Raw genomic sequence first — 13,332 nt, 5'->3', positions numbered from 1 at the left:
TCTGCACCCGCTGGAGGGTCCAGACTCGCAGACATGATCGATGACGGCACCGGACTGCGCACCATCGGGGAACTGGCCCGGGTCACCGGACTCACCGTGCGCACCATCCGCTACTGGTCCGACCAGGGCGCCCTGCCGCCGGTGGCCCGGTCCGCGGGCGGCTACCGGCTGTACGACGCGGCCTCGGTGGCCCGGCTGGAGCTGATCCGCACCCTGCGCGAGCTGGGCCTCGGCCTGGCGGACGTACACCGGGTCCTGTCCGGTGAGACCACCGTCGCGCAGGTCGCGGCGGCGCACGTGGTCGCGCTGGACGCGCAGATCCGGTCGCTCAAGGTGACCCGCGCGGTGCTGTCGACGGTGGCGAAGCGGGGCTCGGACGCCGAGGAGATGACCCTCGTGAACAGACTGGCACGCCTGTCTGCGGCCGAACGGCGGCGGATCGTGGAGGACTTCGTGGACGAGGTATTCCATGGTCTGGACACCGCTGACCCGGTGGTCCGGGAACGTATGCGGAGCACCGCCGCCGACCTGCCCGAGGAGCCCACCCCCGAGCAGGTCGACGCCTGGCTGGAACTGGCGGAGATGCTCCGGGACCTGGACTTCCGGGCCGAGATGCGCAAGGTGGCCGAGTTCAACGCGGCCGACCGCGGGCCCGACGCGGCCGCCGGGGCGTCCGTGTGGTTCTCCCGGCGGCTCGTGCAACTGGGCGCCGACGCCGTCGAGCGGGGCATCGACCCCGGCTCGCCGGACGCGGCCGAGGTGCTGAGCAGGCTGCTGGGCGACGCCGATCCGGCGACCGTGCTCACGCGGCTGCGGTCGCACGCCACCCACCGGGTCGCCCGATACCGCGAGTTGCTCGCCGTCGTGAAGGGTGGCGGGCCCGAGGCCGCGTACCGGGCGGAGTTCGCCTGGGTGGTCGCCGCGCTGGAGGCGCGCACGGCCGGTTAATCTGACCTGCGTCAAACCTGCGCCAGCAGGACGTACAGCACGAGATGAGGGGCGGACCGGTGGCGGACGTCGAGGAAGCACGCAAGCAGTTCGAGCGGATCGATACGGACGGTGACGGATTCATCACCGCTGCCGAGTTCAAGGCCGCCCTGGCCGGATCGGGTGACTGGAACGTCACCGAGTCGGTCGCCGAGGTCGTCATCAAGACCCGCGACCTCGACGGCGACAAGCGGCTGAGCTTCGACGAGTTCTGGGCCTACCTGAACAAGTAGCCCGCCCAGGCACCGCCCGTCGAAGGGGCCCGGTCCGCGCACCTCGGACCGGGCCCCTCGGCGTGCCTTGGAGAAAGTGGGCCGTCATGGCCCGAAGAGGGACGTCAACCGCCGTGCGCCGTAGGGCGGGTGTCGGCCGCCGTGGCGGTGATCCGGTCCGCGAGGTCCGCGACGGCCGACAGCGAACAGCAGTTCGGCGGCAGAGCACGACGGTCGCGTCCGGGGCGCCGTCGAACTGCCGGCGCGGTTTGTGCTCGATTGGCCCGGCTCAGGAGCGATCCGTGCGGTGCGGGCCTGCGTGTCCGGTCCGGCTCGTGGTTGTTCACCAACGGACCTCTCGCTTCCAGGGGCGACTTTCGGTCGACCTGCATCACACAGTTCACAGGAATCGCACAGGTAGGGCGTCCGAATGTGCGTCGCCGGCCCGAACGGTGACGGCGACTTCCACGCCGGTGACCCGGCCAACCAGGCCCCGTGCCTGCCCTGGCCCGGGGAGAACGTCTGTGCCAGCCTGGAGTCGTTCCACCCGAAGAACGCCGGTACCGCGGGCTACGCCCGGGTCATGGAACAGGCACTGACCGGTATCGGATACAAGGGCGGCTATTGGGATCTGACACAACCGGCGGTGCGGTGGTCACGGGGCGGGCGAACCGCCTCGTGACCACCGGCTGCCTGACCGTCCTGATCGTGCTGATCACCGTTCTCGGCGTCCCGGTTTCCTGGTTGTGGTACCGGCACTGGCACGACGGGAACGTCAACAGCGAACGCAGGGAACAGGCACTCGCAGCGATCCAGAAGCAGGCCCGTGCCAGGGCGGGCGACACGGACCGCGCGCTCGACGCGAGCGGTGTCACCGACGTCGGCGCCGTGACCGGCGTCGTCTGGCGGCACTCCAAAGCCCCGGTCATCACCTACGACGCGGCACGCCGCGAGTTCACGGCCACGGCCGCATCATCCGCTCACTACGATGCACAGGCCATCGTCCCCGGTGGCGGATCCGGCCGGGTGACCGGCTGCTTCGTCTTCACGTTCACCCGGCGCCCCGGCCAGGGGTGGACTTCGCAGGTATCCGAGCGCGGCGATGCCACATGCCGTCCGAGCACCCAGATCGGTCACAGGGTCCGCCTGGCACTGACGCGTATCTCCGGCATGTACGCCGACGACCTGACGCCCGACGGCATCCAGAACGCCCTCGACCCCACGCGACGGCGTTCCTTCGACGTGAAGAAGGTGGTGCCGGGAGAGGACACGATGACTGTCTTCGTCCTCGTCTCCAGCTCACACCCGGGGATCGACCAGTGCTACCGCTTCACCCGGCCTGTCACCGACGGCGCCGGCCGGGGTCCCACCACCGCGGTTCCCACGTCCTCGTGCTGACCTGGCGGTGACCCGCGACGAGAGCCGGCCGGTGCCCTCATCGTGTTGACCGCCGCTGCCGGCAGGCAGTGCGCACCCGGACGCCCTGGGCGACGTCCCCGGCAAGCGGCGGGAGCGGGTTCCGTCTGCGGCGGAGAAGAAGTGGAACCGAAAGCGGAACCGATGCAGCGGTGCGGACACTTGTTGTTGTGGACTTCCTACTGCATGAACGGGTCCGGTCCGGCGACCGGGCGGCGTTCGCCGAGATCTTCGACGAGCATGCGCGTGTCGTCTATGCCCATGCGATCAGGACGACGGGCGACTGGGCCCTCGCCGAGGACGTCATGTCCCTCACTTTTCTGGAGGCCTGGCGGCTGCGCGACAAGCTTCGCGAGGAAGTCAGAAGCGTCCGGGCATGGCTTCTGGGCATCGCGACCAACGTGATGCGCAACATCGCCCGGGCGGCACGTCGGCATCGGGAGGCGATGTCCCGTCTGCCACCGCCGGAGGCGTTGCCGGACTTTTCGGACGAGGTGGTCGGCCAGATGACCGACGGTCAGCGGCTGGCCGCCGCAGCCCGAGCGGTGCAACGTCTGAAGCGGACCGAGCGCGAGGTCTTCACCCTGGTCGTCTGGTCCGATCTGGGGTATGCGGCGGCCGCTGAGGCATTGGGGATTCCTGTGGGCACCGTACGTTCCCGGCTTTCACGGGCGAGAGAGAAGCTGCGCCGGCTCGTCGAGGAGGAGCTTGTCTCCGATCCGCATCGTGTGGAACTGCGGACCGGCAGCGGACACATATCGCAGAGCGGGGAGGCCGCAGCCCGCCCTTCCCACAGGAGGAGTTCACGATGAGTCTGGAACAGCGGGAACAGTCCGAGCTTGATGAGGCGAGGCGGACGCTGCCTCCGGCTCCCTGTCCGGAGCCGTCACTTGGACGCGTGGAAGCACGCCGTGAGCACTTCTTGACCGAGATCGACCGGCAGGCGCGATCCCGCTCGTCCCGCCCGGCGCCGCGGTCGAGAGGGCGCTGGGGGCTGGCGCTGGGCGCGGCAGTGGCCGCTGGAGCGGCCGTCGTCGTTCTCACTGTCGACTTCGGCTCCCCCGGCGCTCGGCCCGACGTGCCACCGGCTTCCGCAGCATCGGTCGAACTGCTGGAGAGAGCGGCTCTGGCCGCCGCTACGACGCCTCAGACGAAGGTGCGCACCGGCCAGTACTCGTACGTGAAGACGGTCGGTCACACGTCGGTGCTGTCCGAGACCAAGTCGGGCGAGATGCAACTCCTGCGCGAAAGCGAGGCCATGGAGCAGTGGACCTCGGTGGACGGCAGTGAGCAGACCCTTCAGCGCAAAGAAGGCAACGACGAACTGCTGCCGGGCACTCCGGGCCGGGGCAATCTGAACTCACCGACCTACAACTTCCTGGCTGCCCTGCCGGCCGACCCCGGCGCTCTGCTGGAGCGGATCCGCGACGACGCCGAGAAGAATCACGGAGCCGGTTCCGACTCCACCACGGGACCGGACCAGGAAGCCTTCGTCACCATCGGCGACTTGCTGCGCGACGGGGTGAGTCCGCCCGAGACCACTGCGGCTCTCTACCGCGCCGCTGCCCTCATCCCCGGAGTCGATGTCGTCCCCGTCGCCGTCGACGCGGCAGGCCGAAAGGGGGTCGCCGTCGCCCGAACACACGACGGCGAACGCACTGAGTGGATCTTCGACAAGAGCACGGCCCGACTGCTGGGTGAGCGCACGGTCCTCGTGGAGGACAACGCCTGGGGCAAGGCCGGCACCGTCGTCACCTCCGTCGCCGTCATCAGCAGCGGCATCGTCGACGAGGCCGGACAAAGCCTCTAGAGCGCCGAAGGACTCCGCGACGCAGCGCAGTACACGGATGACAGTGAGCATGCAAGGTCGAACATCAAGACGGTTGTGATCGAGAATTCGACATTCTCGATCACAACCGCACTCAAACTCCAGAGCCTGCTGTGGGATCCCTGTGACGCACTGACACACAAAACTCACAGGAGTAACAGCATGCGCCCTGCACGCGTCCTCGTCCCGGTCGTTGCTGCCCTCTGCGCCTTCGCAACGAGCGCGACGACCGCAACCGCGGCACCGGAGCCCACCGCAATACCCGAGGTCGGGCTCGCCACGCCGGCGGAGGAGGCTGCGCTCCAGCGGCAACTCGCCGAGTCCAGGCCGGTGATCGCCACCTACAAGGGCGAGAAGATCAACCTGGCCGACGGCTGGCAAGGGGCGCAGGCCTGCTCCGAAGTGCCGAGCGGTGAGGTCTACTGCTACGACACCGTCGGGGAAGCGGATCAGGCACTGGCTGAACTCGCCCCGGCAGCCGCGAGAGGGACCAGCAGCGGCATGGCGTCACCGAGTGGTGAGTTCGGTCCCATGGCTTCCACGGACTGCGTCGCCGGTTGGGTCTGCCTGTGGGAGCACGCGAACTACAAGGGACGTCGGCTCCAGTGGTCCGCCAAGGGGACCAAGCAGCTTGGGGACTGGGACTTCCGGGACAAGGCCAGCTCGGGTTGCGTGGCCCGCGTTCAGGGCGGTGTGCTGGCGTACGACGCCCGAACGGGCCTGCCCGATCCGTACATGGCCTTGGGAGCCGGCTACTGCTACAACTTCTCCACTGCCGACTACCCGACCGGTGGCTCCTTCAACGACAAGGTCGACTACATCGAGATGTGACCGACGGAGCGACGTCGCCTCGCGCCCACACACCTGTTTGAAGGTGCCGGAGAGGTAGGCGTCAGGGCTGTGAGGGACGGGCATGTCTGCATCCGGCGCCGTGATGCGGCAGCACCACGTCACGGCGCCGGCCCCGGGATGCCTCGTGGCGGCATGACGGCAGGCTTACCGCCTACGCCCGCGCGCAAGCCCGGCTGGCCACCACCGTCTGCTTCTTCGCGGAGTCCGAGGACACCACCATGTCCGGCACGTCCTGCTCCTAGCACTCGATGATGTTCACCGCGAGCCCGCCCCGGGCCGTCTCCTTGTACTTCACCGACATGTCCGCGCCGGTGTCCTTCATCGTCTTGATGACCTTGTCCAGGGACACCTTGTGGGAGCCGTCGCCGCGCATCGCCATGCGGGCGGCCGTGACGGCCTTGACCGCGGCCATGCCGTTGCGCTCGATGCAGGGGATCTGGACGAGGCCGCCGACCGGGTCGCAGGTGAGCCCGAGGTTGTGCTCCATACCGATCTCGGCGGCGTTCTCGACCTGCTCCGGCGAGCCGCCGAGGACCTCGGCCAGGGCACCCGCGGCCATGGAGCAGGCGGAGCCGACCTCGCCCTGGCAGCCGACCTCGGCGCCGGAGATGGAGGCGTTCTCCTTGAAGAGCATGCCGATCGCGCCCGCGGCGAGCAGGAAGCGGACCACGCCCTCCTCGTCGGCGCCCGGCACGAAGTTCACGTAGTAGTGCAGGACCGCCGGGATGATGCCGGCGGCGCCGTTGGTGGGCGCGGTGACGACCCGGCCGCCGGCGGCGTTCTCCTCGTTGACCGCCATCGCGTAGAGGGTGATCCACTCCATGGAGAGGGCCAGCGGGTCGCCCTCGGAGCGCAGCTTGCGCGCGGTGTTCGCGGCCCGGCGGCGCACCTTGAGGCCGCCCGGCAGGATGCCCTCCTGGGACAGTCCACGTGCCACGCAGTCCCGCATCACCTGCCAGATCTCCAGCAGGCCTTCGCGGATCTCCTCCTCGGTGCGCCAGGCCCGCTCGTTCTCCAGCATCAGCGCGGAGATGGACAGGCCCGTCTCCTCGGTCAGGCGCAGCAGTTCGTCGCCGGTGCGGAAGGGGTACTTCAGCACGGTGTCGTCGAGCTTGATGCGGTCCGCCCCGACCGCGTCCTCGTCGACGACGAAGCCGCCGCCGACCGAGTAGTACGTCTTCGTCAGCAGCTCCGCGCCCGAGGCGTCGTACGCCCACAGCGTCATGCCGTTCGCGTGGTACGGCAGGGCCTTGCGGCGGTGCAGGACCATGTCGTCGTCGAAGGAGAACGCGATCTCGTGCTCGCCGAGCAGGTTGAGCCGACCGCCGGACTTGATCGCCTCCACCCGTTCGTCGGCGCTCGTGACGTCCACGGTGCGGGGTGAGTCGCCCTCCAGGCCGAGCAGCACCGCCTTGGGCGTGCCGTGGCCGTGTCCGGTCGCGCCGAGCGAGCCGTACAGCTCCGCGCGGACCGAGGCGACGGACCCGAGGAGCTCCTCGTTGCGCAGCCGCCGGACGAACAGGCCGGCCGCCCGCATGGGGCCGACGGTGTGGGAGCTGGACGGGCCGATGCCGATCGAGAACAGGTCGAAGACCGAGATGGCCACGGGGGAACTCCTGACTACGGGGGTGGTGCAGAGGGGGTGGGTGCCGCGCCCGCTTGTGGCGGACGCGGCACCCGAAAGGTTTCTTCGTTACTTGTTCAGACCCGGGTACAGCGGGTGCTTGTCGGCCAGGGCCTTCACCCGGGCCTTGAGGGCCTGCGCGTCGTAGGCGGGCTTCAGCGCCTCGGCGATGACGTCCGCGACCTCCGCGAAGTCCTCGGCGGCGAAGCCCCGGGTCGCCAGGGCCGGTGTACCGATCCGCAGACCGGACGTCACCATCGGCGGACGCGGGTCGTTCGGGATCGCGTTCCGGTTGACGGTGATGCCCACCTCGTGGAGGCGGTCCTCGGCCTGCTGTCCGTCCAGCTCCGAGTGGCGCAGGTCGACCAGGACCAGGTGTACGTCCGTGCCGCCGGACAGGACGTCCACGCCCACGGCCCGGACGTCGTCCTTCACCAGACGCTCGGCCAGGATGCGGGCACCGTCCAGCGTACGGCGCTGGCGCTCCTTGAAGTCCTCCGAGGCGGCGACCTTGAAGGCGACGGCCTTCGCGGCGATCACGTGCTCCAGCGGGCCGCCCTGCTGACCGGGGAAGACGGCGGAGTTGATCTTCTTGGCCAGTTCGGCCGTGGAGAGGATCACACCACCGCGCGGGCCGCCGAGGGTCTTGTGGGTCGTGGTGGTGACCACGTGGGCGTGCGGCACCGGGTTCGGGTGCAGCCCGGCCGCCACCAGCCCCGCGAAGTGGGCCATGTCGACCATCAGGTACGCGCCGACCTCGTCCGCGATCCGGCGGAACTCCGCGAAGTCCAGCTGCCGCGGGTACGCCGACCAGCCGGCGACGATCAGCTTCGGCCGGGACTCCTTCGCCAGCCGCTCGACCTCGGCCATGTCGACCCGGCCGTCCTCGCCCACGTGGTAGGCGACGACGTCGTAGAGCTTGCCGGAGAAGTTGATCTTCATGCCGTGGGTCAGGTGCCCGCCGTGCGCGAGGTTCAGACCCATGATGGTGTCGCCCGGCTTGAGCAGCGCGAACATCGCTGCCGCGTTGGCCTGGGCGCCCGAGTGCGGCTGGACGTTGGCGTGCTCGGCGCCGAACAGCTCCTTGATGCGGTCGATCGCGATCTGCTCGACCACGTCGACGTGCTCGCAGCCGCCGTAGTAGCGGCGGCCCGGGTAGCCCTCGGCGTACTTGTTGGTGAGGACCGAGCCCTGCGCCTCCATGACCGCGACCGGAGCGAAGTTCTCCGAGGCGATCATCTCCAGCGTGGACTGCTGGCGGTGCAGCTCGGCGTCGACCGCGGCGGCGACCGCCGGGTCGAGCTCGTGCAGGGGTGTGTTCAGGACGGACATACGACTCCCTCAGCCCGCGGAGAACGCGGTGTACTCGTCGGCGGAGAGCAGGTCGGCCGGCTCGTCCGTGATCCGCACCTTGAACAGCCAGCCGCCCTCGAAGGGGGCCGAGTTCACCAGCGACGGGTCGTTCACGACGTCCTCGTTGACCTCGGTGACCTCACCGGACACGGGGGAGTACAGGTCGGACACCGACTTGGTCGACTCCAGCTCGCCGCAGGTCTCGCCGGCGGACACGGAGTCACCGACCTCGGGAAGCTGGACGAACACGACATCGCCGAGCGCGTTGGCCGCGTGCTCCGTGATGCCGACCGTCGACACGCCGTCCTCGGCGGCCGACAGCCACTCGTGCTCCTTGCTGTAGCGCAGCTCTTTGGGGTTGCTCATGGCCTGGATTCTCCTGTACGCGCGGGAGTGCTGTGGAAGGGGGGACTGCTGGTGAGCTGGGACGACGGGCGCGGGGTAGCTGCCGCGGCCCTTCGGCCAGTGTCTACTTCTGGCGCTTGTAGAACGGCAGCGCCACGACCTCGTACGGCTCGTGACTGCCCCGGATGTCCACACCGACACCGGCCGTGCCCGGCGTGGAGTACATGGCGTCGACGTAGGCCATCGCGATCGGCTTGCCCAGCGTGGGGGAGGGGGCCCCGGAGGTGACCTCGCCGATCACCTTGCCCTCGGCGACGACGGCGTACCCGGCGCGGGGGACCCGGCGGCCTTCGGCGATCAGGCCGACCAGGACGCGCGGCGGCTCGTGGTTCGCGTGCTCCGCGGCCTCGCGCAGGGCCTCGCGCCCCACGAAGTCGCCCTCCTTCTCGAACTTCACCACCCGGCCGAGCCCGGCGTCGAAGGGGGTGAGGGAGGTCGACAGCTCGTGCCCGTACAGCGGCATGCCCGCCTCCAGGCGCAGCGTGTCGCGGCAGGAAAGACCGCAGGGGATCAGGCCGACGCCCTCGCCGGCCTTGGTCAGGGCCTGCCACAGCTCGACGGCGTGCCCGGGCTGCACGAACAGCTCGAAGCCGTCCTCGCCGGTGTAGCCGGTCCGGGCGATCAGCGCCGGGACGCCCGCGACCGTGCCGGGCAGCCCGGCGTAGTACTTCAGCCCGTCGAGGTCGGCATCGGTCAGGGACGCCAGGATCCCGGGCGACTCCGGGCCCTGGACGGCGATCAGCGCGTAGGCGTCCCGGTCGTCGCGCACCTCGGCGTCGAAACCGGCGGCGCGCTCGGCCAGGGCGTCCAGGACGACCTGGGCGTTGGAGGCGTTGGCGACCACCATGTACTCGGTCTCGCCCAGGCGGTAGACGATCAGGTCGTCCAGGATGCCGCCGTCGGCCCGGCAGATCATGGTGTAGCGGGCCCGGCCCGGCTTCACGCCGCCGATGTTGCCCACCAGGGCGAAGTCCAGCAGGGCGGCGGCCTGCGGGCCGCTGACGGTGATCTCACCCATGTGGGAGAGGTCGAAGAGGCCGGCCTTCGTGCGCACGGCGATGTGCTCGTCGCGCTCGGAGCCGTAGCGCAGGGGCATGTCCCAGCCGGCGAAGTCGGTCATCGTCGCGCCGAGCGAGCGATGCAGGGCATCGAGCGCGGTGTGACGGAGTTCTCCTGTACTGCTCACGGTCGGTCGTCTCCCAAGGCAAATGGGGGCCCCTCCCGCGCGAGCGAAGCCGAGCGTGAGGGAGGGCGAGGTCGTTCCTCCCCATCTGTCATCGGAACCTGAGAGGTTCGCCATGACCGCAGGGGCCCTGGCTTGCACCTTGGGTGGAGCCGCCGGTGACCGGTGGCCCGCTTTTCAGATGTGCCTCGCCCGCGCGGTAACGGGGCCTGAGAGATTCAAGGGAGGGACTTGCTCCTTCGGCGCCCCAGCTCTTGCGGTACTGGGGACTCTCCCGCGCGGATTCAAACGGCCGGTATGCAGTTGGCGCGCACATCATTGCACGCATCCTTCCGGCGTGGCAGGGGGACCTTTCCCAGAGAGTGCACGAGTCCCGCCCACCGGACACGGCGACCTGTAGCAGCCCTGTTGCAGGACGAGAACGTAAATGAGAGGCCTGCGGCATTACCTTCTCTTTACACTCGGCGGGGATGGGACTCCGTACCTGGCCCCAGGGGAGGACGATCACGGTGAACAGGACCACCGCGTACGCGACGACGGGCATCGCGCTGCCCGAGCAGCCGGCCGCTCCGGCCCGGGCGGTCCGCGCCCCGGCGCCGGCACCGGTCGTCCGTGATCTGCGCGACCGCGCCAGCCGCGGCCCGCACGCGCTGCTGTTCGGCCCCCGCGACCTCGTCGTGGTCACGGGCCTGCCCGGCAGCGGCAAGTCCACGCTGATGCGGCGCACCGTGCCGGGCCGGCGCATCGACTCCCAGGACACCCGTGACCGCTGGGCCCGCCGCATGCCGCGCGCCCTGCCGTACGCGTTCTACCGCCCGCTCGTCCGCCTCGCCCACTACGCCGGGCTGCGCCGCGCCCTGCGTACCGGCGAGGGCGTCGTCGTGCACGACTGCGGCACCCAGGCCTGGGTCCGCCGCTGGCTCGCCCGCGAGGCCCGCCGCCGGGGCGGCACGCTCCACCTGCTCCTCCTCGACGTCACCCCCGAGCAGGCCCTGGCCGGCCAGCGCGACCGGGGCCGCGGCGTGTCGCGCTACGCGTTCCTGCGCCACCGCACGGCCGGCACTCGCCTCCTGCGCGCGGTGGAGCGCGGCGACCTCCCCGCCGGCTGCGGCTCGGCCGTCCTCGCCGACCGCGACGCGGCGAACGCACTGCGGAGAATCGGCTTCACGGGCTGACGGACGTGGGGCGAGGACCGGGGCAGGGTGCAGGGGCGCGAACCCGCGTCCGTATCCGCCCGGCCTCCCCGTCGCGCCCCGTCCCTCCACAGCCCTGCCTCCCCGCGTCCCGCAGCCGTTAGCCTTTGAGCCACAGCAGTGGTTCCAGGCAGGCGGTAGGCAGATGGACATCCCGGCGGGCTTCTCCGCGGACTTCCCGGCGCAGACGCAGACCCACCCGCACGGCGGTTGGCCCGGCAACGAGCTGGAGGAGGTGCTCTCGGCCTCCCTCGGCGCCGGGCCGGCGGCGGGCGGGCGGATCGTCGAGGTGCTCGGCCGGAGCTTCGTGTGGATTCCGCTGCCCAACGGCGGCGGCCCGCACAGCGGCCCCCTCGACCTGCCCGGCATCGAGATGGACGGCCAGGCGTTCGTGCCGGTGTTCAGCTCCGAGGAGCAGTTCCGCCAGGTCGTCGGCTCCCACATGGCGTACACCATCGCGCCCGCCGTGGAGTTCGCCCGCGGCCTGCCCCCGCACGCGGGCATCGCCGTCAACCCGGGCGGCGTGGTCGGCATCCCGCTCCCGCCGCCCGCGGTGGCCGAGCTGTGCCGGGCCGGCCGGACCCCGCTGGACGGCCCCGCGAGCGGCGGCCGGGTCCGCCTCTTCGAGCCGGACTGGAAGGAGGACCCGGTGGACTTCCTCGCCGCCGCCTCCGCGGAGTTCGAGGCGACCGGTGTCGTCGTCTCGGCCCGCCGCTGCCTCGCGGCCATCGAGACGGCCGACCCCGTGATGTTCGTCGGCGTCGAACTCTCCCAGTGGGAAGGCGACCTGCGCGCCCTCCCCCTGGACGCCCTCACCCGTGCCGTCAGCGCCGTCCCGGCCCCCTGGCCGGTCAACCTCGTCCTCCTGGACGTGGCGGAGGACCCGGTGGGAGCTTGGATGCGGGAGCGGGTCCGGCCCTTCTACCAGCGGTAGGGCGGCAGGGCCGGGGGCGCGCGGCTGTATCGTCATGCGGCTCCGCCGCGTGAGCGCGATCAACCCCACGCGACCCGCACCCGCCCGACGGCATCATCCCCGGGCTCCCCTGCGGGCTTAAGCTAGGACACCGTCGAGGCGTTGTACGAAGGGGCGGTAAAGGTGAGCGCGAGCGGCACGGCCGCGGCCGGACAGGTCGAGCACATGCTGCGCCAGGTCACGCCCGGGCGTTACGACGCCTACGAGGCTCTCCTGCGCGCGCTCGCGACCCCGCACACCGGCCAGATCTGGATGCTCCTGTGGCGGGGCCAGGCCGGATCCCCGGACGCCCAGTACGGAAACATGGACGTCGACGGCTTCGGCTACGCCCCCTGCGTGACCTCCGCCCAGGAGCTCTCCGCCAGCGGCTGGAACCGCTCCTACGAGGTGATCGACGGCGTCGACGTCGCCCGTGCGCTCTACCCCGACCACTACGGCCTCTGGCTCAACCCGCACGCCCCCGGCGGCGGCGTCGGCATCCCCTGGCTGGACCTGCGCCGGATCGCCACCGGCCTGGACCGCCAGCCCGCCGGCCCGCTGCGGCTGTCCGAACCCGCCATCGAGATCCCGCAGTTCTACGCCCTGCTCGCGCAGAACGCCCACCGTACCCCGGCCGTCCGCTCGCTGCGCCGCGCCTGGGTGCAGCCCGCGCTCGGGGCGCCGTACCTCGCCATCGGACTGGACGTGTACGACACCTCGCCGCCGGCCGTGGACTCCGTGCGCGCGATGATGCAGCAGTCCCTCGGCGCCGTGCCGGACGGGCTCCCCGTGTCGACGGTCGCCATGTCCGACGAGCACGACCCGGTCGCCCTGTGGCTGCGCGCGAAGGCGCGCCCCTTCTACGACCGCGAGGCCCACGCCACCGCACCCGTCCAGGCCCCTGCCTCCGGGTACGGATACCCGCCGGCCCAGGGCCGGTACTGAACCCGGTCCGAATCGGCCGTCGCGCATCGGCGGTTGCCGCGTCGGCCGTCCAGCCGGCGGGCGCCAGGTGCTTTGCGCCCACTGCACAGGTTTCGACGCCATATCGTCCGGACCGCGTGCCCGCGTGTCCGGATAACGGAATCTCCCAGTCGGCATCACGGTTGCGCATACTTTCTCCATCAGGCCTGGCGTGTGATCGTGAGCGCGTTGAAGACTCGCCTCTCAGGCGCGAGGCCGTCGATCCTGTGAGCGATACCAAGCTGAGGATCGGTCTGTCGGTGGCCGTACCACCTGCGGACGCCACGCCACGCCACAGCCACAGTGGATCAACCGCCGACCAACGGTGGGCAAGGGGGCCGGTGACCACCGGCGAGAAGGGGCA

14 protein-coding genes and 1 riboswitch are annotated in these 13,332 nt (G+C 70.5%); of the genes, 10 read left to right on the top strand and 4 right to left on the bottom strand.

Translation table 11 applies throughout. From position 1 onward, the window contains the following. The first annotated feature begins 33 nt into the window (after positions 1-33). The 7 genes from AB0E85_RS25995 (at position 34) to AB0E85_RS25965 (ending at position 5,274) form a co-directional block, all read left to right on the top strand. The gene (locus AB0E85_RS25995; protein ID WP_361931639.1) at positions 34-948 is read left to right on the top strand and encodes a MerR family transcriptional regulator; all 915 of its coding nucleotides are present in this window, start codon (positions 34-36) and stop codon (positions 946-948) included. A 59-nt stretch (positions 949-1,007) separates the two neighbouring features. Then, the gene (locus tag AB0E85_RS25990; protein ID WP_361931636.1) at positions 1,008-1,220 is read left to right on the top strand and encodes an EF-hand domain-containing protein; all 213 of its coding nucleotides are present in this window, start codon (positions 1,008-1,010) and stop codon (positions 1,218-1,220) included. A 409-nt stretch (positions 1,221-1,629) separates the two neighbouring features. Beyond that, positions 1,630-1,881, top strand: coding sequence for a hypothetical protein (locus AB0E85_RS25985; RefSeq protein ID WP_361931633.1), 252 nt, complete (start codon positions 1,630-1,632; stop codon positions 1,879-1,881). Next, complete coding sequence (locus tag AB0E85_RS25980) at positions 1,878-2,597, top strand: hypothetical protein (RefSeq protein WP_361931630.1); 720 nt, start codon at positions 1,878-1,880, stop codon at positions 2,595-2,597. Before AB0E85_RS25985 ends, AB0E85_RS25980 begins: the two co-directional genes overlap by 4 nt. A 188-nt stretch (positions 2,598-2,785) precedes the next feature. Next, on the top strand, positions 2,786-3,427 hold the full coding sequence (locus tag AB0E85_RS25975) for an RNA polymerase sigma factor (protein WP_361931627.1): 642 nt from the start codon (positions 2,786-2,788) through the stop codon (positions 3,425-3,427). After that, a complete protein-coding gene (locus AB0E85_RS25970; RefSeq protein ID WP_361931624.1) occupies positions 3,424-4,425 on the top strand; it encodes a CU044_5270 family protein in 1,002 nt (333 codons plus the stop codon). Before AB0E85_RS25975 ends, AB0E85_RS25970 begins: the two co-directional genes overlap by 4 nt. 180 nt (positions 4,426-4,605) lie before the next feature. Then, positions 4,606-5,274, top strand: coding sequence for a peptidase inhibitor family I36 protein (locus tag AB0E85_RS25965; protein ID WP_361931621.1), 669 nt, complete (start codon positions 4,606-4,608; stop codon positions 5,272-5,274). A gap of 259 nt (positions 5,275-5,533) precedes the next feature. Here the strand turns inward: AB0E85_RS25965 and AB0E85_RS25960 are convergent, their stop codons facing one another. The 4 genes from AB0E85_RS25960 to gcvT all read right to left on the bottom strand — a co-directional run bounded on the left by AB0E85_RS25960 (position 5,534) and on the right by gcvT (position 9,863). Then, complete coding sequence (locus AB0E85_RS25960) at positions 5,534-6,901, bottom strand: L-serine ammonia-lyase (protein ID WP_361931618.1); 1,368 nt, start codon at positions 6,899-6,901, stop codon at positions 5,534-5,536. An 87-nt stretch (positions 6,902-6,988) separates the two neighbouring features. Next, positions 6,989-8,251 (bottom strand): serine hydroxymethyltransferase, encoded by a 1,263-nt coding sequence (gene glyA, locus AB0E85_RS25955; protein WP_361931615.1) that lies wholly within the window; start codon positions 8,249-8,251, stop codon positions 6,989-6,991. A 9-nt stretch (positions 8,252-8,260) separates the two neighbouring features. Then, positions 8,261-8,638 (bottom strand): glycine cleavage system protein GcvH, encoded by a 378-nt coding sequence (gcvH, locus tag AB0E85_RS25950; RefSeq protein WP_107459465.1) that lies wholly within the window; start codon positions 8,636-8,638, stop codon positions 8,261-8,263. Between the two features lie 103 nt (positions 8,639-8,741). Next, complete coding sequence (gene gcvT / locus AB0E85_RS25945; protein WP_361931611.1) at positions 8,742-9,863, bottom strand: glycine cleavage system aminomethyltransferase GcvT; 1,122 nt, start codon at positions 9,861-9,863, stop codon at positions 8,742-8,744. Between the two features lie 184 nt (positions 9,864-10,047). Next, a riboswitch (glycine riboswitch) is annotated at positions 10,048-10,147 on the bottom strand. Positions 10,148-10,369: 222 nt separating this feature from the next. Here gcvT and AB0E85_RS25940 point away from each other — a divergent pair. The 3 genes from AB0E85_RS25940 to AB0E85_RS25930 all read left to right on the top strand — a co-directional run bounded on the left by AB0E85_RS25940 (position 10,370) and on the right by AB0E85_RS25930 (position 12,950). Continuing rightward, positions 10,370-11,035 (top strand): AAA family ATPase, encoded by a 666-nt coding sequence (locus AB0E85_RS25940; RefSeq protein ID WP_361931608.1) that lies wholly within the window; start codon positions 10,370-10,372, stop codon positions 11,033-11,035. 163 nt (positions 11,036-11,198) lie between these two features. Then, the gene (locus AB0E85_RS25935) at positions 11,199-11,987 is read left to right on the top strand and encodes an enhanced serine sensitivity protein SseB (RefSeq protein ID WP_361931605.1); all 789 of its coding nucleotides are present in this window, start codon (positions 11,199-11,201) and stop codon (positions 11,985-11,987) included. Positions 11,988-12,149: 162 nt separating this feature from the next. After that, the gene (locus tag AB0E85_RS25930) at positions 12,150-12,950 is read left to right on the top strand and encodes an enhanced serine sensitivity protein SseB C-terminal domain-containing protein (RefSeq protein ID WP_361931602.1); all 801 of its coding nucleotides are present in this window, start codon (positions 12,150-12,152) and stop codon (positions 12,948-12,950) included. Positions 12,951-13,332 lie beyond the last annotated feature (382 nt).

The sequence above is a fragment of the Streptomyces sp. NPDC029044 genome (assembly GCF_040637495.1).
In the GTDB taxonomy this organism is placed as follows: Bacteria; Actinomycetota; Actinomycetes; order Streptomycetales; family Streptomycetaceae; genus Streptomyces.
The sequence above is the reverse complement of the archived record's forward strand: the minus strand, read 5'-3'. Positions and strand labels throughout refer to the sequence as shown.

What these genes read in the sequence shown, in the direction of transcription:
- AB0E85_RS25970 (WP_361931624.1), top strand. Translation starts at nt 3,424, where the DNA reads ATGAGTCTGGAACAGCGGGAACAGTCCGAGCTTGATGAGGCGAGGCGG.
- gcvH (WP_107459465.1), bottom strand. Translation starts at nt 8,638, where the DNA reads ATGAGCAACCCCAAAGAGCTGCGCTACAGCAAGGAGCACGAGTGGCTG.
- AB0E85_RS25995 (WP_361931639.1), top strand. Translation starts at nt 34, where the DNA reads ATGATCGATGACGGCACCGGACTGCGCACCATCGGGGAACTGGCCCGG.
- AB0E85_RS25965 (WP_361931621.1), top strand. Translation starts at nt 4,606, where the DNA reads ATGCGCCCTGCACGCGTCCTCGTCCCGGTCGTTGCTGCCCTCTGCGCC.
- glyA (WP_361931615.1), bottom strand. Translation starts at nt 8,251, where the DNA reads ATGTCCGTCCTGAACACACCCCTGCACGAGCTCGACCCGGCGGTCGCC.
- AB0E85_RS25935 (WP_361931605.1), top strand. Translation starts at nt 11,199, where the DNA reads ATGGACATCCCGGCGGGCTTCTCCGCGGACTTCCCGGCGCAGACGCAG.
- AB0E85_RS25985 (WP_361931633.1), top strand. Translation starts at nt 1,630, where the DNA reads ATGTGCGTCGCCGGCCCGAACGGTGACGGCGACTTCCACGCCGGTGAC.